This window comes from Streptomyces sp. 2A115 (assembly GCF_052245575.1).
Taxonomy (GTDB): domain Bacteria; phylum Actinomycetota; class Actinomycetes; order Streptomycetales; family Streptomycetaceae; genus Streptomyces.
The window spans coordinates 18534-35926 of record NZ_JBQQCG010000050.1 but is presented as its reverse complement, the minus strand read 5'-3'; the positions used below and the strand labels follow the sequence as shown (position 1 = coordinate 35926).

The 17393-nt window shown below is 71.6% G+C and carries 15 protein-coding genes; 8 read left to right on the top strand and 7 right to left on the bottom strand.

Going from position 1 to position 17393, the window contains the following annotated elements; all coding sequences use genetic code 11:
* Positions 1 to 144 precede the first annotated feature (144 nt).
* A complete protein-coding gene (locus ACTWQR_RS34430) occupies positions 145 to 1365 on the top strand; it encodes a threonine aldolase family protein (RefSeq protein ID WP_443231131.1) in 1221 nt (406 codons plus the stop codon).
* Here ACTWQR_RS34430 and ACTWQR_RS34425 read toward each other — a convergent pair.
* Positions 1338 to 1553 (bottom strand): hypothetical protein, encoded by a 216-nt coding sequence (locus tag ACTWQR_RS34425; protein WP_443231130.1) that lies wholly within the window; start codon positions 1551 to 1553, stop codon positions 1338 to 1340. The genes ACTWQR_RS34430 and ACTWQR_RS34425 overlap by 28 nt on opposite strands.
* 186 nt (positions 1554 to 1739) lie before the next feature.
* Here ACTWQR_RS34425 and ACTWQR_RS34420 point away from each other — a divergent pair, with 186 nt between their 5' ends.
* Positions 1740 to 2846 carry a DUF5937 family protein gene (locus tag ACTWQR_RS34420; protein WP_443231129.1) on the top strand — a complete coding sequence of 369 codons (1107 nt, stop codon included), beginning with the start codon at positions 1740 to 1742 and terminating at the stop codon, positions 2844 to 2846.
* Positions 2847 to 2910: 64 nt separating this feature from the next.
* On the opposite strand, the gene ACTWQR_RS34415 is transcribed toward ACTWQR_RS34420, so the two are convergent.
* The 3 genes from ACTWQR_RS34415 to ACTWQR_RS34405 form a co-directional block, all read right to left on the bottom strand.
* A complete protein-coding gene (locus ACTWQR_RS34415; protein WP_443231128.1) occupies positions 2911 to 3543 on the bottom strand; it encodes an AAA family ATPase in 633 nt (210 codons plus the stop codon).
* Positions 3544 to 3614: 71 nt separating this feature from the next.
* Positions 3615 to 4286 carry a response regulator gene (locus ACTWQR_RS34410; RefSeq protein WP_443231127.1) on the bottom strand — a complete coding sequence of 224 codons (672 nt, stop codon included), beginning with the start codon at positions 4284 to 4286 and terminating at the stop codon, positions 3615 to 3617.
* Between the two features lie 38 nt (positions 4287 to 4324).
* Positions 4325 to 5527 carry a sensor histidine kinase gene (locus ACTWQR_RS34405; protein WP_443231126.1) on the bottom strand — a complete coding sequence of 401 codons (1203 nt, stop codon included), beginning with the start codon at positions 5525 to 5527 and terminating at the stop codon, positions 4325 to 4327.
* Between the two features lie 160 nt (positions 5528 to 5687).
* On the opposite strand from ACTWQR_RS34405, the gene ACTWQR_RS34400 reads away from it, so the two are divergent.
* Entirely contained in the window at positions 5688 to 6695 is a 1008-nt protein-coding gene (locus ACTWQR_RS34400) for an SAM-dependent methyltransferase (protein WP_443231175.1), read from the top strand.
* Positions 6696 to 6809: 114 nt separating this feature from the next.
* Here the strand turns inward: ACTWQR_RS34400 and ACTWQR_RS34395 are convergent, their stop codons facing one another.
* A complete protein-coding gene (locus ACTWQR_RS34395) occupies positions 6810 to 7961 on the bottom strand; it encodes an NADH-quinone oxidoreductase subunit D (RefSeq protein ID WP_443231125.1) in 1152 nt (383 codons plus the stop codon).
* Between the two features lie 31 nt (positions 7962 to 7992).
* Here ACTWQR_RS34395 and ACTWQR_RS34390 point away from each other — a divergent pair, with 31 nt between their 5' ends.
* On the top strand, positions 7993 to 8496 hold the full coding sequence (locus ACTWQR_RS34390; protein ID WP_443231124.1) for a PH domain-containing protein: 504 nt from the start codon (positions 7993 to 7995) through the stop codon (positions 8494 to 8496).
* Between the two features lie 176 nt (positions 8497 to 8672).
* Positions 8673 to 9956: a PH domain-containing protein gene (locus ACTWQR_RS34385; protein WP_443231174.1), complete on the top strand. Its 1284-nt coding sequence runs from the start codon at positions 8673 to 8675 to the stop codon at positions 9954 to 9956.
* Positions 9957 to 10035: 79 nt separating this feature from the next.
* Here ACTWQR_RS34385 and ACTWQR_RS34380 read toward each other — a convergent pair whose 3' ends face one another.
* Both ACTWQR_RS34380 and ACTWQR_RS34375 read right to left on the bottom strand, forming a co-directional pair.
* Positions 10036 to 12030: a hypothetical protein gene (locus ACTWQR_RS34380; protein ID WP_443231123.1), complete on the bottom strand. Its 1995-nt coding sequence runs from the start codon at positions 12028 to 12030 to the stop codon at positions 10036 to 10038.
* Between the two features lie 431 nt (positions 12031 to 12461).
* Positions 12462 to 13583 carry an alpha/beta hydrolase gene (locus ACTWQR_RS34375; protein WP_443231122.1) on the bottom strand — a complete coding sequence of 374 codons (1122 nt, stop codon included), beginning with the start codon at positions 13581 to 13583 and terminating at the stop codon, positions 12462 to 12464.
* A 227-nt stretch (positions 13584 to 13810) separates the two neighbouring features.
* Between ACTWQR_RS34375 and ACTWQR_RS34370 the strand changes: the two genes are divergently transcribed.
* From ACTWQR_RS34370 to ACTWQR_RS34360, 3 genes are all read left to right on the top strand, one after another.
* A complete protein-coding gene (locus ACTWQR_RS34370; RefSeq protein WP_443231121.1) occupies positions 13811 to 15616 on the top strand; it encodes a phosphatidylglycerol lysyltransferase domain-containing protein in 1806 nt (601 codons plus the stop codon).
* 292 nt (positions 15617 to 15908) lie between these two features.
* Positions 15909 to 16787, top strand: coding sequence for a dihydropteroate synthase (gene folP / locus ACTWQR_RS34365; RefSeq protein WP_443231120.1), 879 nt, complete (start codon positions 15909 to 15911; stop codon positions 16785 to 16787).
* On the top strand, positions 16784 to 17287 hold the full coding sequence (locus ACTWQR_RS34360) for a nuclear transport factor 2 family protein (RefSeq protein WP_443231119.1): 504 nt from the start codon (positions 16784 to 16786) through the stop codon (positions 17285 to 17287). Before folP ends, ACTWQR_RS34360 begins: the two co-directional genes overlap by 4 nt.
* Positions 17288 to 17393 lie beyond the last annotated feature (106 nt).

The window sequence follows — 17393 nt, the reverse complement described above, 5'->3', positions numbered from 1 at the left end:
ACGGCGGCCTTCCGTTCCAGTCCGCTCGGGGTACCGGACGATTTCTCGTCATGTTAACGCGATTGGTCCGAGGGTCGTTTTCTTGCCCACAGGCTGTGGAGAATTCGCATGCCCGGCCCCCGTGGCGTCCTGCATGATCCGGGAATGAGCGATACGGCGGAGCTGGGCAAGGACGAGCAGGGCGAAGAGCGGTCCGCGGAGCGGATGCGGGAGCGGCGGGCGACCGCGCACCGGGAAGCCCGGCAGGCACTGTCACGCCCCGGCTACCGGGCGACGATCCGGGAACGGCTGGCGCTGCTGCAGGACGAGGCACCACAGGTGTACGACCTGGACGAGCCGGTGGACGTATACGGGAACCGGATCGTCGAGGCCCTGGAGGCGCGGGTCGCCGGCCTGCTGGGCAAGGAGGCAGCCGCCTTCTTCCCCACGGGCACGATGGCCCAGCAGGTGGCCCTGCGCTGCTGGGCGGGCCGCACCGGGAACGCGACCGTCGCCCTGCATGCGATGAGCCACCCCGAAGTGCACGAACGGAACGCGTTCAGCACGGTCAGCGGGCTGCGCCCGGTCCGCGTGACCACCGAACCGCGGCTGCCGACCGCCGACGAGATACGGGACTTCGAGGAGCCCTTCGGCGCGCTGATGCTCGAACTGCCCCTCAGGGACGCCGGTTTCGTGCTGCCCTCCTGGAAGGAGCTCTCCGAGGTCGTGGAGGCGGCACGGGAACGCGACGCGGTGGTGCACTTCGACGGGGCGCGCCTGTGGGAGTCCACACCGCACCTCGGTCGTCCCCTGGACGAGATCGCCGGCCTCGCGGACAGCGTCTACGTGTCGTTCTACAAGTCGCTCGACGGGTTCGGCGGCGCGGCACTGGCGGGCCCGAAGACACTCGTCGACGAGGCGAAGACGTGGCGCCACCGGTACGGAGGCACGGTCTTCCAACAGTTCCCGACGGCGCTGTCGGCACTCGTGGGCCTGGAGCGGGAACTGCCCCGGCTGCCGGAGTACGTGGCCCACGCGCGCGTGGTCGCCGCCGCGCTGCGTGAAGGGTTCGCGACGGCAGGGGTGCCCTGGGTGCGCGTACACCCTGAGGAGCCGCACACCTACGAGTTCCAGGTCTGGCTGCCGTACGACGCCGAAGTACTGGCGGACGCGGCGGTGCGGCAGGCCGAGGAGACGAGGATCTGCCTCTTCGCCGACGCCTGGGACCGGGGCGGGCCGGGCCTGGCGTTCACCGAGGTCACCGTGCGGGCCGCCGGGCTGGAGTGGACGGCGCAGGACGTGAAGGCGGCGGTCGGAGAGTTCGTGCGGCGGATCGCCGACGAGGAGGGCGCCCGAGGTCAGCAGCCGGGACGCGGCCGCCCGTGAAGCAGCCGGGCCAGCGCCGCCCGTACCCGCCCGCGGGCCGGGCGACCCGCCACGACCGCCCGGAATCGCCGGTAGTCCCGCAGCTCGCGCACAGCCTGCCAGTCGTGGGCGCCGGGCGCGGGTGGGGTCGGGTCGCCGTGCTGCCGGGCGCGGTAGGTGTCGAGGATGTACAGCTCGGTGATGCTCATGGCGGATCGCCTTCTCGGGACGGGAACGGACGAGTTCAGGACCGGAATCGGTTCCTGACGTCTCCGTGGGCCCCGCGGTGCCCCAGTGATCCCAGACTGCTCCCCGACGGCCCGAGTCGTCGCCTCGATTGACGGCGGCCGTCAATCGGCGGCCGCGTTGTCAGTGGCGGGGTGCACCATGAGGTCGTGAGCGTGCACATCGACATTTCCGGGCTGCGGCAGGAGCGGGTGGCCGTCGTGCCCTCGCCACTGGCCGAGCTCGGCATGGCGCTGCACGCGCTGACCGAACCGGGGCACCACCCCGGGCTGCGGAGCTGGGCGACCGGGGTGACCTCCCGGCTCGACACCGGCCTCGCGGACCGGATGTGCGAGGCGGACTTCCTGTGGCGTACGACGTTCTCGGACATCTTCCTGCCGTACGCGGGAGCCGCGGGCGGCGGGACGCTCCCGGGCGCCACGCTCGCCGAGGAGCTGGACCTGGTGGACAAGCTCTCCGACGAGCAGTTCGTGGACGCCGCGTTGGAGTTCACCTGCGTGCTGACGTACGACTCGCAGGGCCCGGAAGCGCTCACCGATCCCGCCGTACGGGAACGTGCCCTGGAGCTGGCCGCCTCGCGCGGACCGCAGCAGCTGCGGTTCACCAAGAGGCTGCTGGCGGACCCGCCGAGCGTCCGGGCATGGTTCCGGCGGTTCGTGGAGGACTGCGACGAGGCCTTCTTCGCCGAGACCTGGTCGCGGCTGCGCCACCAGCTCGCGGCTGACGCCCGCCACAAGACGGACCTGCTCAGACGCAAAGGCCTGGCCGAGGCGCTCGCCGCCATGTCCCCCATGGTGACGCTGGACGAGGACGCGGGGCTGATCACCGTCGACAAACTGGCCACCGGGCGCACGGCCGTCACGGACGGCGGCCTGCTGCTCGTGCCGACGACCCTGGGCCGGCCTCATCTGCAAGTGCTGCACCGCTACCAGTGGCAGCCCGTGCTCCACTACCCGGTCGGTTCACCGGCGTTGGCCGCGCCGCCCTCCGTCGAGCAGCTCACGCTCCGGATGGCCGCGCTGTCCCATCCCGTACGGATGCGGTTGTGCCGTCACCTGGCGCGCAGCGCGTACACGACGGGCGAGCTGGCGAAGACGCAGGGGATGACGGCGCCGGAGATATCCCGGCACCTGGGGGTGCTGAAGAAGGCGGGGCTGGTCACCACGCGGCGCCGCGGCCGGTACGTGCTGCACCAGCTGGACGTCACGGTGGTGGCCCGGCTGGGGAGCGACTTCCTGGAGGGAATCCTGCGCTGACCGCTTCGGGAAGCTAACCCCTTCGGGAAGCTGACTCCTTCGGGAAGAAAGCTTCCGGAGGCGGTCAGTCGAACCGGATGTGCTTGACCCCGACCCGTACCTGCCGCAGCCGCGTCCGCAGTGCGCCCTCGCTGTTCGGGGCGAGCGTCAGCCCGGCCAGTACGGCGATCCGGTCCGCCGTCTTCGGCACCGTCGACTGGTCCGTCCACAGGTGCTCGGCGAACTCCGGTTCGCGCAACCGCTCCAGGCAGTGGTCGAGCTGCTCGACGGCCCAACTGTCCCTGCGCAAGGGGGCGTCCTTGCCTGCCACGCGCTGGATGAGGTGCCCGAAGCCGCGCTCACGCAGCCGCTTCAGGACGGTCTCGCGCTGGGCGAGGAGCGTGAAGTGCCGAACGTCGTGGCCCTTTTCGCGCAGCAGCCCGACGGTCTCGTCGAAGTAGCCGAAGTCCGTGACCGTCATGGGCGCGATCACCACGCCGTCGTGCTTGGCTAGGGCGAGGTCGAGCACCTCGACCACGCCCTGCCGCCAGGACGCCAGGTCCTGGAAGTTTCCGCGCAGTTCGGGCGGCAGCATGCGGCGCAGCCCGAAGCCGGCGTGTTCCGGATCGCAGATGACGCTGCCGGGCAGTCGCCGCTGGATCTCGTGTGCGGTCTGTGTCTTGCCGCCGCCGAAGGGCCCGTTGATCCACAGGAGCATGCGCAGACCTTAGTAGGCGCCGATCACGTCCCGGTCACGCCCACGTCCGGCCCTGCCCGGGCGACCTGAAATCAGCCCTGCCCCCCAGCCCGTACAAGCCCTGTCTCGTATGCGAGGACGACGACCTGTACGCGGTCCCGGAGCCCCAGCTTGGTGAGGATGCGGCCCACGTGGGTCTTGACCGTCGCCTCGGAGAGGACCAGCCGCGCCGCGATCTCGCCGTTCGACAAGCCCTGCGCGACCAGGATCATCACCTCGCGCTCACGCCCGGTGAGCCGCTCCAGCTCCTCGTGCTGGGGCTCCTTGCCGGCGTTGGGCAGCAGCGGCGCGAACCGGTCGAGCAGGCGCCGGGTCGTGGAGGGCGCGACCACCGCGTCGCCGCTGTGCACGGAGCGGATCGCGGCGAGGAGTTCGCCGGGCGGCACGTCCTTGAGCATGAAGCCGGAGGCGCCCGCCTTGAGCCCGGAGAAGGCGTACTCGTCGAGGTCGAAGGTGGTCAGGATCAGCACCTTCGGCGGGTCGGGCTCCGAGCAGATGCGGCGGGTCGTCTCGACGCCGTCCAGCTTCGGCATGCGGACGTCCATGAGGACGACGTCGACCTCGGACGCGCGCAGCACCTGGAGGGCCTCGACGCCGTCTCCCGCCTCGGCCACGACCTCCATGTCCGGCTGGGCGGCGAGCACCATCCGGAACCCGGTGCGCAGCAGCACCTGGTCGTCGACGAGCATCACGCGGATCGGCATGGGGAGGTCCTCCGGTCGGTTCGTTGAACGTGCACGTGTCAGTGGGCGGACTTGAGCGGGAGCAGGGCGCTGATCCGGAAGCCGCCGCCCGGGCGGGGCCCCGCGTCCAGGGTGCCGCCGACCATGCCGACGCGCTCGCGCATCCCGATCAGGCCGTGTCCCCGGCCGTCGGCGCCGCCCTCCTCGTACAGCTCGTGCGGGGCGCCCTTGCCGTCGTCCTCGACGAGCAGGCCGAGGCCGTCGTCGAAGTAGACCAGGCGCACGCTCGCCCCCGCGTTCGGCCCCCCGTGCTTGCGGGTGTTGGTGAGGGCCTCCTGCACGATGCGGTACGCGGTCAGCTCCACGCCGCTGGGCAGCGGGCGCGGGGTGCCCTCGACCTTGAAGTCGACGGGCAGACCCGAGGTGCGGCACTGCTCGATGAGGTCGTCGAGCTGCTCGACGTCGGGCTGCGGCACATACTCGCCGGACTCCTGGTGCTCGCCGGTGCGCAGCACGCCGAGCAGGCGGCGCATCTCGGCGAGGGCCTGCCGGCCCGTTCCGGAGATGGTCTCCAGGGCCTTCTTGGCCTGGTCGGGGGCGCTGTCCAGAACGTACGCCGCGCCGTCGGCCTGGACGACCATCACCGAGACGTTGTGCGCGACCACGTCGTGCAGCTCGCGGGCGATGCGGGCACGCTCGGCGGCGACGGCGACCTTGGACTGGGCCTCGCGCTCCTTCTCCAGGCGGGCGGCACGCTCCTCCAGCTGGGCGAGGTAGGCGCGACGGGTGCGGATGGAGTCGCCGAGGACCCAGGCGAGCGCGAAGGGGACGGTCTGGAAGACAGCTATCAGGACGTTGGCCGCGGCGCTCTCGGAGTCCAACTGCCAGCGGAGTTGTGCGAGCATGCCCGCGCTCAGGCCGCCGATCAGTGCGAGCCGGGAGGCCCAGCCGGCGCCGTCCGCGGCCACGGTGTAGATGATCACCAGCATCGCGAAGTCGGCCGGCGTCTGCGACACATCGAAGGCCAGCTGTGCCAGGCCCACCGCCACGGCCAGCAGCAGCATCTTCTCCGGCATACGGCGGCGCAGGGCGACCACCAGGCAGAGCAGCAGCGTGATCGGGACAGTGGCGGCCGGAAGGTCGGAGCCCTGGGCCTCCTGATTCGCGGTTCCGCCCACGACAGAGATCCCGAGCAGGACGACGGCCCAGAAGCTGTCGACCCATGTCGGGTGCCTGCGGAGAAAGTCATAGAGGCGCTGCACGTAACCCAGCGTAGGGAAGCGTGCAGTGTGCAGGGGTCAACCGGAGGGTCGATCCGTGACCGGCGCTCGTACTCCCCAAGGTGGAGGCGGCCTCGACCTGGTACCCAGCCCGAGGCTTAGCCTGACGCGGTGAGGACGGCCCGGAGCAGTGGTGAGCGCAGTGAGGCATGAGGCGGCGGGCGAGCTGCTCGGGTGGCGCCGGGCGACCGAGGAGGCGCTGTACGGGCCCTCCGGTTTCTATCGCCGGCCAGAGGGGCCGGCGGCCCATTTCCGCACGTCGGTGCACGCGTCGCCGCTGTTCGCGTGGGCCGTTTCCCGACTGCTGGGCCTCGTCGACGAGGCTCTCGGCCGCCCCGCCGAACTCGCCTTCGTCGACATGGGAGCGGGCCGGGGTGAGCTGGTCACCGGCGTCCTGAAGGAACTCCCCGCCGAAGTGGCGTCCCGCGCGCGCGGATACGCGGTCGAACGCGCCGACCGCCCCAGTGATCTCGATCACCGCATCGAGTGGCTCGCGGAACCTCCCGCGGGAGTCACGGGGCTCCTCTTCGCCAACGAGTGGCTGGACAACGTACCGCTGGACGTCGCCGAGACGGACGCGGACGGGGTGGCGCGGCTGGTGCTCGTACGGGGGGACGGTACGGAGTCTCCGGGTGACCCGGTGACGGGGGCCGAGGCGGAGTGGCTGGAGCGGTGGTGGCCGCTCGGGAGGGGTGACGAGGGCCTCCGCGCCGAGATCGGGCTGCCCAGGGACACCGCCTGGGCCTCCGCCGTGGCCACGCTCGGCCGAGGGCTCGCCGTGGCGGTCGACTACGCGCACTTCGCGGACGCGCGGCCGCCCTTCGGGACGCTCACCGGCTTCCGAGAGGGCCGGGAGACGGCGCCCGTGCCGGACGGGTCCCGCGACATCACCGCCCATGTGGCGCTGGACGCGTGCGCGCTGCCCGGGGCGCGGCTGCTGACCCAGCGGGAGGCGCTGCGCGCGCTGGGCGTGAGCGGCGAGCGGCCGCCCCTGACCCTGGCCTCCACGGACCCGACGGCCTACGTACGGGCCCTCGCGGGCGCGGGCGAGGCCGCCGAGCTCACCGCTGCGGGCGGACTCGGCGACTTCGGCTGGCTCGTGCAGCCGGTCGGAATCCCGGACCCGCTGCCCGGCGAGCGGCCGGCGTGATGCCCAAGAACATCCGGGAAAACGGACATCCGGAAAACGGACATCCGGGAAAACGGCCCTCTACGTAGAGCCCCGCTTCCCCGATGGGCCCTGCTTGGCCTCCCCGACGAGGTCCTACTTGTCGATGTCCCCGACCACGAAGAACAGTGACCCCAGGATCGCCACCATGTCCGCGACGAGCGTGCCCGGCAGCAGTTCGGTGAGTGCCTGGATGTTGTTGTACGAGGCCGAGCGCAGCTTCAGCCGGTACGGGGTCTTGTCGCCCTTGCTGACGAGGTAGTAGCCGTTGATGCCGAGGGGATTCTCCGTCCACGCGTACGTGTGGCCCTCGGGAGCCTTCAAAACCTTCGGGAGCCGCTGGTTGATCGGTCCTGGCGGCAGCTCCGCGAGACGGTCCAGGCAGGCGTCGGCGAGGTCCAGGGCGTTGTACGTCTGCTCCAGGAGGACCTCGAAGCGGGCGAGACAGTCGCCCTCCTGCCGGGTGACCACCTTCAGAACGTCGCCCAGCTCCCCGTACGCCAGATACGGCTCGTCGCGGCGCAGATCGAAGTCGACTCCGGAGGCGCGGGCGATGGGACCGCTCACTCCGTAGGCGTGCACCGCCTCCGGGGACAGCACTCCGACGTCGCGCGTACGCCCCCGGAAGATCTCGTTGCCGAGCACCAGGTTGTCGTACACGTCCATGCGCGAGCGGACGTCGGCGACAGCGGCACGCGCGCGTGAGGCCCATCCGGCGGGGAGGTCCTCCTTGAGGCCGCCGACACGGTTGAACATGTAGTGCATGCGCCCGCCGGAGATCTCCTCCATGACGTGCTGGAGCTCCTCGCGCTCCCGGAAGGCGTAGAAGATCGGGGTGATTCCGCCGAGTTCGAGGGGATACGACCCCAGGAACATCAGGTGGTTCAGAACGCGGTTGAGCTCCGCGAGGAGCGTGCGCATCCACACCGCGCGCACGGGGACCTCCATGCCGAGCATCCGCTCCACGCCGAGGACCACGCCCAGCTCGTTCGAGAAGGCGGAGAGCCAGTCGTGGCGGTTGGCGAGCATGATGATCTGGCGGTAGTCGCGCGCCTCGAAGAGCTTCTCCGCGCCGCGGTGCATGTAGCCGATGACCGGTTCCGCGTGCTGGATCCGCTCGCCGTCCAGCACGAGCTTCAGCCGGAGCACGCCGTGCGTGGACGGGTGCTGGGGCCCGATGTTGAGCACCATGTCGGTGCTCTCCGCGGCGCCGCCGATTCCGACCATGGTCTCCGTCGTAGGAGTCATGGGAACAGTGTCTCGTACGTACGCTTGCCGAATGGAGACGGGGACCTTGGAAGACTCGGGGCACACGGAGGGCGAGCCGGTGTGGACCGGGCTGCCGCCCGGGCTGCTGAGGATGCGGCGACTGTTGCTGGTGGTGTGGCTGGGGCTGCTGACCGTCGGTACGGCCACGCTGCTCGGCCTGCTCGCCGGCCCCGGCTGGGCGGCCTTCGCGCTGCTGCCGCTCGGCCTGCTGCTGTGGGGCTGGTCGATGCTGGGGCGAAACTGGCGGTCCTGGCGGTACGCCGAGCGCGCGGACGACCTGCTGATCAGCAAGGGCGTGCTGTGGCAGGAGGAGACGGTCGTGCCGTACGGGCGCATGCAGCTGGTCGAGGTCACCTCCGGTCCCGTCGAGCGCCACTTCGGGCTGGCGAGCGTGCAGCTGCACACGGCCGCCGCGGCGACGGACGCGCGCATTCCGGGTCTCGACCCGGCTGAGGCGGAACGCCTGCGCGACCGGCTCACCGAGCTGGGCGAAGCCCGATCGGCGGGGCTGTGACCACGCCTCCGGGGCCTCCGCCGTCGGGGACGACGTCCAGGGACTTCGTGACGCCGCCGGGCGCCCACACGGGCGTACACGCCCGCGAGGACCTCCGCGACGAGACCGAAGCCGCACAGGACGCGACCGAGAACGTACGAGAAGCGACCGAGAACGCGCGGAAGAGCGAACCCGAGTTGCGGGAGCGGCGGCTGCACCCGGTGACGCCGCTGCGTCGCGCGTGGGCGCCGGTCGCCGTGATCGCCGGATGGGCCGTGCACGACCCCGACCAGGCGCAGCGGCAGCTGACCCGGCTGACGACGACCACGCTGCTGATCTCGCTCGCCGTGTCGGTTCTGGCGGCGACCCTCTACGGCTTGCTGAGCTGGTGGTTCACTCACTTCGCGGTGACCGACACCGAACTGCGCATCCGTACGGGCCTGGTGTTCCGCCGCACCGCCCACATCCGGCTCGAACGGCTCCAGGCCGTCGACGTCACCCAGCCGCTGCTGGCCCGCGTGGCCGGGGTCGCCAAGCTCAAACTCGACGTCGTCGGGACCGACAAGAAAGACGAACTGGCCTATCTGGGCCAGGAGGAGGCCCGAATACTGCGGGCCGAACTGCTCGCACGGGCCGCCGGTTTCGCGCCCGAGACAGCGCACGAGGTGGGCGAGGCGCCGGTCCGGCAGCTGCTGCACGTGCCGGCCGGCGTCCTCGCCGTCTCGCTCGTGCTGACCGGGGCCACCTGGGGCACACTGGCCGCCGCGCTCGTCGTACCGCCGCTGTTGTGGTTCGCCACCCACAGTGTGTGGACGGTTCTCGCGACAGGGCTGCCGCTGCTCGGCGCGGCGGGCGCGAGCAGCGTGGGGCGGTTCGTCGGCGAGTACGACTGGACCGTGGGCGAGTCCCCGGACGGGCTCCGCATCGACCACGGGCTGCTCGACCGTACGCACGAGACGGTGCCACCCGGGCGCGTGCAGACCGTACGCATCGTCGAACCCCTGCTCTGGCGGCGACGAGGCTGGGTCCGGGTCGAGCTGGACGTGGCGGGCTCGTCCAACTCCGTGCTCGTACCGGTCGCTCCGCGGGAGGTCGCGGAGTCGGTGATCGCGCGAGTGCTGCCGGGGGTGACGGTGCCGGCCCCACTCGCGCGGCCGCCGCGCCGGGCCGGGTGGTGCATGCCGTTCTGGTGGCGGGGGTACGGGCTCGCCGTCACCGACACCGTTTTCGCGTCCCGGCACGGGCTGCTGCGTCGCAGCCTCGCGCTCGTGCCGCACGCCAAGGTGCAGAGCGTGCGCCTGGAGCAAGGGCCGTGGATGCGCGTCAAGGGGCTCGCACACGTCCACGTCCACACCGGTGCCAACAAGACGGTGACGGCGCGGCTGCGGGACGCCTCGGAGGCGGCGGAGCTGCTGTACGGGCAGGCGGACCGGTCGCGTACGGGGCGGCGGGAGGCTCGGCCGGATCGCTGGATGGCATGACTCCGCGCAACTCCGGCCCGGTGGAACGACGTGAGGGCAGTGGCGCGGCGCCACTGCCCTCACGTACGGACGACCGGGTTCAGGAAACCGCGCTCCGCAGTTCCGCCAGGTCGATCTGTTCCGTCTCGTCGTGTGCGGTCAGGTCGATGACCTGGCCGACACCGCGGGATTCCTCGCCGGCGGGCTTGAACTCCGCCTCGGCCTCGGCCTTGTGCAGCGCGAGCGCCTCCTGGCCCACCACGTCGGCGAGGTCCTCGTTCTGTACGGCCTCCAGCGCTTCCGCGCCCTTCTGCGTACCGAAGAAGTCGAACCTGCCTTCCACGGAGGGGCGCCGCACGGGCGAACCCGGTACGACCGCCACGGCCGTCGGCACGGTGAAGTGCCCGGAGGGCTGCGGGGGCTTGGCCGGCTGCGAGGGCCTCGCGGCGGGGGTGAGCGCGGCGGCGCTCGTCGGGTCGGGAGTCGCTCCGGGCGCGGGGCGCTGAACCAGCGCCGTTTCTGTCACGCGGGGCCGGGCGAGAGCGGTGCTCGGCGACGGCTCCGGGGCGGCAGTGGTGGCCGGGGCAGCCATGGTCGGCGAGGCGTGGTCGGTGGATTGCGCGTGACCGGCGGATTGCGCGTGACCGGTGGGCTGCGCCTGGGTGGTGGACTGCGCGGGCGCGGTGCCGGTCATGGCGGACTGCGTGCGCGGGCGCGCCATCTCCGCGGACTGCGCGAGCGAGCGCACCGTCTCGGCGGAATGGGTGCGCGTCGGTGCGTTCGCGGCGGCCGTGCGCTCATGCCCGCCGACCGCCCCGGGCTTCCCCCGCGTCTCGCCCTCCTGCCCGGCCTCGCCCTTCGCGGGGGCGTTCCCGTTCCCCCGCGACCCGCCGTTCGCCGAACTCCCGGCCGGAGAGGCGGTGTTCGCGGAGGCACCGGTTACGGTCCCGCCCGCCGCGGAAGCGCCCTTCGGGGATCCGCCCGGCCGGGGCGCCCCCTTCCCGGGCCCTCCCGGCGAGGGCCAACCCTTCCGGGCACCGCCCTTCCCGGAGGCCCGCTTGACGGACCCGCCCTTCGCAGCCGCGGCCTGCGCGGAGTCATCGGTCGCCGGGCCATCCTGGCCGGAGCCGTCCGCCACCGCATCGCCCTGCGCGGAAGTACCCGTCACCGCGTCTGCCTCCGCTGAACCAGCCTCGGCGGACGCGCCGTTCGCCGAACCGTCCTCCACGGACACGGAGTCACCCGTCTCAGGGCCGTCGGCAACAGAACCGTCGGCATCCGCCGCAGAGCCGTCCGCAACGGAGCCGTCCGACTCGGACGCGTCCTCCGTCGCGTCACTCGCCGAAGCCGCATCCTTGACCGGACCCGCGCTCTCGCCCGCGCTCGCATCCGCACCGGCCGCGCCCGCGGCACCGGCCCGCGCGAACCGGTCCAGCGCGGCGTTGGCCTTCACGTAGAGAACCGAGGCCGCGGCCGAGGCCGCGAGGGCGGCCTGAACCGTCGCCGCGGTCGGCTCCGGAACCGCCGCCTCGGGCGCCGCCTCGGGTGCCGCCTCGACAAGTCCGGCAGGACCCGTCTCCTCAGCCGCCAGGGCCTCCGACGCCTCGGAAGCGGCCGCGGGCAACGCACGGGTCGGAGCCGTCGCCTCTATCGCGAGCAGCCGGCGCCCTTCCAGGGCGGTGGCCCGCTCGGTCTCCGCGGTGGCGTACCGCCGCAGCAGCGCGGCGTGCTCGTTGCGCAGCCCCGCCAGCTCCGACCGCTTCGCGCGGAGCCTTTGCTCCAACTTGGTGCGCAGCTCACGCGATTCGTCGAGGTCGGTCTCGAGCTCGGCGACCCGCTCCTCGTGGCGCCACTCGTCGCTCGCCCGCGCGCGCGTGAGATCCGCGACGCGCTTGCCCGCCGCCGTGTCCCAGCGGCGCATGACGACCGCGCCCACGACAGCCGTAGCCGCGGCACCGGCGGCCAGCCCGCGGAGCACCAACGGTTCCGCGAACAGCCATGGCCCGACGGCGCAGACGAGAGAGACGCCTGCGATCGCCGAGGGGGGCAGCAGCCGGTGCAGAGGTGGGGAATGACGGTGACGTCCACGTGGCATGGCCAGAAACTTACCGCGCGTAGGCGAATCGTGGTGCCCCGCCCGGTAAAAACCCAGCCACACCGAAGCGTTCTCACCACCTCATCACTCCGCAATCCCCGCCACGACCGCTCCCCGCCCACTTCCCGAGCGCGTCGGCCAACTCCTCGCCGCCCGCTCCAGCGTCGCGTCGGTGGTGGTCGTCGGCACCAATTCCGGTGACGTCAATGCCGTACGTCTTCTCCGGGCCCGGCGTGCGGAAGGGCCGCTCCTCGCATTCGCCACTGGCCGCGGTCCTGGCTTGAGGCCCGGCTTTCCCCGATCCGAAAGAGACTTGAAAAGCGAAGGCCGCTTCCTTCGTCGGACACCCATGTCCGACACCGCCCCCGCGCCGCCAACACCAGCGAAGACACCGCCCCACTCCCCCAACCGCCAATCTCCCGGAGGCCCAGTCAGCGGTCGCTGAGCCGCCCGCTGAGCCACTGCAGAGTCGCCGGAATCTCGCGTCGCCAGGTGTTGAAGTTGTGGCCGCCGCTGTCGAGAATGATCGACGAGATCCGTGTCGGCTTCTTCGCCTTGACCAAGTCGATGAACCTCAGCGTCTCCTTGTAATTGGTCTCGCCCTGCTTGCTGCTGCTGACCAACAGCGACGTATCGGGCGCGGGCCTGTGCTTCATGTACCAGATGAGGTCGGCGCTGCTGCGCAACTCCTTGTCACCGTGGAAGAGATCGCCGGTCGTAGGGTCGATCGGCGCCCTGTAGTACGGCGACAGGCCGGCACCCGCCGCGTACGTCTCCGGGTGGTGGATCGCGAGTTTCAGTGCGCAGTAACCACCCGTGGAATCACCGACGATGCCCCAGCTCCCGGGTTTCCCGTCCACCCTGTAGTGGGCCGTTATGGCCTCGGGCAGGTCCTTGGCGAAGAACGACTCGGTCTGCGGACCACGGGGAATGTCCACGCACTCGGTGTCGCGCGGCGGCGCGACGGTCGGCCGCAGCATGACCAGGATCATTGGCTGCATCCGGCCGTTCTTCGCCAACTCGTGGGCGGTCCGCGGGTAGTGCAGACCGTGGATGAGTGACTCGGCGGTGCCCGGATAGCCGGTGAGCACGGCCGCGGCCGGGAACGTACGGGTGCGGTACTGCGGCTGGAAATACTCCGGCGGCAGATAGACGTACGCGGGGGTCGCGATGTGGGTCCGCCGGCCCACGATGTCGACCTTCTGGATCTGGCCGCCGATCTCCGGCCTCGCCCCGCCCCCGCCCGAGACGTCCACCTGTCGCGTGTCGACCACCTGGAGCGGGCCGCCGGCGTCGTGGTCGACCACCACGCCCTGGCCGGACTCCTGGCCGAAGAGGTCGGCCCAGCTGGCGTAGAAGCCGAAGGCCTGGTTGGCACCGAGGCCGATCGACGCGAAGACCACGACCTGAGTGGCCAGCAGCAGACCGATCCGCCCTGCCACGGCACGCCAGCCGCGGCGGGCGAGCCGTGGCCAGAACCACACCGTGCCGACGAACAGCAGCACCGCGAAGAGAACCGCCAGTGCCAGCACCTTGTTGCTAGTGAGACCCATGGGCTGTGCCGCCTGCGCTTTCCGGCCGGTGCCCGGCGCCGCGTCCCGCACGGCGCTTCGCCCCTGGCCTTTCCCAGTCTTTTGGAACGGATTTCCAGAGGCGAGTGAACCTGCCTCCTCAAGACACCGTCCTAGAGGGCGCAATGTGACCGGATGCCGGATTGGCACCGGATTCAAGGTCTCTCGCAGAACCACGGGATGCGATGTCTGTCAGGATAGATGGGGAAATGTCGGGCGGGGTTCCGGACCGAACGGGCCGACTGCGGGGCGTACTCCGCGGTCCGCGTCCCGAGGCCGTCCCCGCCCTGGTCGCCAGGGCCTGCACGCTCGTCGGGCTCCTGGACATCGCCGCGGGCGTCTTCCCGCGCTTCCGCCACAGCCGGATGCACACGCTCGCCGAGGTGCTGCCCGGCGCGCTCGGCCCCTTCGCCGCCGCCCTGTCGCTCAGTACGGGCGTCCTGCTGCTCCTGCTCGCCCACGGTCTGCGCCGACGCAAGCGGAGGGCGTGGCGGGCAGCCGTCGTGCTGCTGCCGCTCGGCGCCCTCGCTCAGTTCACGTACCGCCACTCGCTCATCGGCGTCCTCATCTCGCTGGCCCTGCTCGCGCCGCTGCTGCGCCACCGCGGCGAGTTCTCGGCGCTGCCCGACCCGCGCAGCCGCTGGCGCGCACTCGCCAACTTCGTTCTCATGGGGGCCGGTTCCCTCGCCCTCGGCCTGGTCATTGTCAGCGTCCACCCGGACCGCATGCTCGGTAGTCCGAGCCTCGCGGACCGCATCAGCCACGTCCTGTACGGCCTGTTCGGCTTCGAGGGCCCCGTCGACTACAAGGGCGCCACGTCCTGGACGGTGGCCGTCTCCCTCGGCGCGCTCGGCCTGCTGACCGCCGTGACCACGATCTACCTGGCGTTCCGCCCCGAACACCCCGCCGCGCGCCTGACGGAGGACGACGAGACACGGCTGCGCGCCCTCCTGGAGAAGCACGGCGCCCGCGACTCGCTCGGCTGCTTCGCGCTCCGCCGTGACAAGGCGGTCGTCTTCTCACCGAGCGGCAAGGCCGCCGTCACCTACCGCGTCGTCTCCGGAGTGATGCTCGCCAGCGGCGACCCGATCGGCGACGTCGAGGCCTGGCCCGGCGCGATCGAGCGCTTCATGGACGAGGCGAAGGCCCACTCCTGGACGCCCGCCGTCATGGGCTGCTCCGAGACGGGCGGCGAGGTCTGGACGCGGGAAACCGGCCTCGACGCCCTCGAACTGGGCGACGAGGCGGTGGTGGACGTCGCGGATTTCTCCCTGGCGGGGCGCGCCATGCGGAATGTGCGCCAGATGGTGAAGCGCATCGAGCGGACCGGTTACGAGACCCGGGTACGGCACATCCGTGACGTGGGCGAGGGCGAGCTGGACCGGATCCGGCGTGCCGCGGAGGACTGGCGCGGCACCGACACCGAGCGCGGCTTCTCCATGGCACTTGGCCGCATCGGCGACCCGTCGGACGGGGACTGCCTCATCGCGACGGCCCACAAAGCCGACCCCGAACCCGGCCCGTACGGCGACCTCAAGGCCGTACTCCACTTCGTCCCCTGGGGCACCGACGGGGTCTCCCTGGACCTCATGCGCCGCGACCGCTCGGCGGACCCCGGCATGAACGAACTCCTCATCGTGGCGGCCCTCCAGGCCGCTCCCCGCCTGGGCATCACCCGCGTCTCCCTGAACTTCGCGATGTTCCGCTCGGCCCTGGCGCGCGGCGAGAAGATCGGCGCGGGCCCGGTCCTGCGCGCCTGGCGCGGCCTGCTGGTGTTCCTCTCCCGCTGGTTCCAGATCGAGTCGCTCTACAAGTTCAACGCGAAGTTCCGCCCCCGCTGGGAGCCACGCTTCGTCGTCTACCGCTCCTCCCGCGACCTCCTCCGCATCGGCTTCGCCGCCATGCAGGCCGAGGGCTTCGTCAACCTCGCCCTCCCCCGCGTCCTGCGCCGCCGCGCGACGACTCCGCGCCCGTGCCCACACGGAGTGACGGAACGGGACGTACGAGCGGCGTAACCGCCCCCGCCTCCCCGGCACCGCCTCCCGGCCGCACGAAGACCCCGGCCGCCTCGTGACGCACTCCCCCGTGCCGCGGGGCGGTCGGCTGACTCCCGGGGTCCCGGGCCACGGGTGGGCTGGCGGGCGGGGGCCAGCGGACAGCGGACGAGCGGGCGGGAAGGCAAGCCGCGAAGCGGCAAGACGCCCCAGCCACCGACGACGAACAGCCGCCGACAGCCGCCGAACAAGACGAGCCCGCACCCACCAAGGGCGACCAACCGCCTTACCGCCGGGGGCCTACGCTGGACGCATGAGCAAGAAGAGCGGGCGAGGCCAAGTCGCGGGGCTTCCGGAGTGGGACCGGTGCGCGGTCATGGGGGTCGTGAACGTGACCCCCGATTCCTTCTCGGACGGCGGTCGCTGGTTCGACACGACGGCCGCCGTCAAGCGCGGCCTCGAACTGGTCGCGGAGGGCGCGGACCTGGTCGACGTCGGCGGCGAGTCCACCCGCCCGGGCGCCACCCGCGTCGACGAGGCCGAGGAGCTCAAGCGCGTCATCCCGGTCGTCCGCGGCCTCGCCTCCGAAGGCGTCACCGTCTCCGTCGACACGATGCGCGCCTCGGTCGCCGAGCAGTCGCTCGCCGCGGGCGCCGCACTCGTCAACGACGTCAGCGGCGGCCTCGCCGATCCGGCGATGATCCCCGTCGTCGCCGCGGCCGGCGCCCCCTTCGTGGTCATGCACTGGCGCGGCTTCCTGCAGGGCGGCAACATACAGGGGCGGTACGAGGACGTCGTCTCCGAAGTCGTCGACGAGCTCCACGCGCGCGTGGAGGCCGTTCTGGCGGGCGGCATCGCCGCGGACCGCATCGTCGTCGACCCGGGCCTCGGCTTCTCCAAGCAGATCGAGCACGACCTGGCCCTGCTCGCCCACGTCGACCGCCTCCGGGAGATCGGCCACCCCTTGCTGGTGGCGGCCTCCCGCAAGCGGTTCCTCGGCCGTGTACTGGCGGGCCCGGAAGGCGCCCCGCCGCCGGCCCGGGAACGCGACGCGGCCACCGCCGCCGTCTCCGCGCTCGCCGCCCATCAGGGCGCGTGGGCCGTCCGCGTCCACGAGGTGCGGGCCACCGCCGACGCCGTCCGGGTCGCCCGGGCAGTGGAAGGCGCCCTGGCCGCAGAAGGAGACCGGTGAGCGCGCCCCACACGGACGTCGAGCAGGTAGAACTCGCCAACACCGCCTTTTACGAGGCGATGGAGCGGGGCGACTTCGAGGAGTTGTCGTCGCTCTGGCTGACCCCGTCCGACCTGGGCCAGGACGAGGAGTACCACGACCCCGCGCAGGCCGGTGAGGTCTCCTGCGTCCACCCCGGGTGGCCGGTGCTCAACGGCCGCGGCGAGGTCCTGCGGTCGTACGCGCTGATCATGGCGAACACCGAGTACATCCAGTTCTTCCTGACCGACGTGCGCGTTTCGGTCACCGGCGACACCGCCCTGGTGACCTGTACCGAGAACATTCTCAGCGGCGGCCCCTCGCCCGAGGACAGCGACGAACTCGGGCCGCTCGTTGGTCAGCTCGTGGTCGCCACGAATGTGTTCCGCCGCACACCCGAGGGCTGGAAACTCTGGTCGCACCACGCCTCCCCGGTACTGGCCGAATCCGGCGAGGAAGAGGACGACGAGTCCCCCGCTTGAGTGGGTAGGGGCCAAGTAGGGATTGAGATCACCGGCCCCTGGGTATGGGCGGCTACCAGCCCGTGAGCCGCCGCGTTCCCCCAGGAAAACACTCGATGAACCTCCT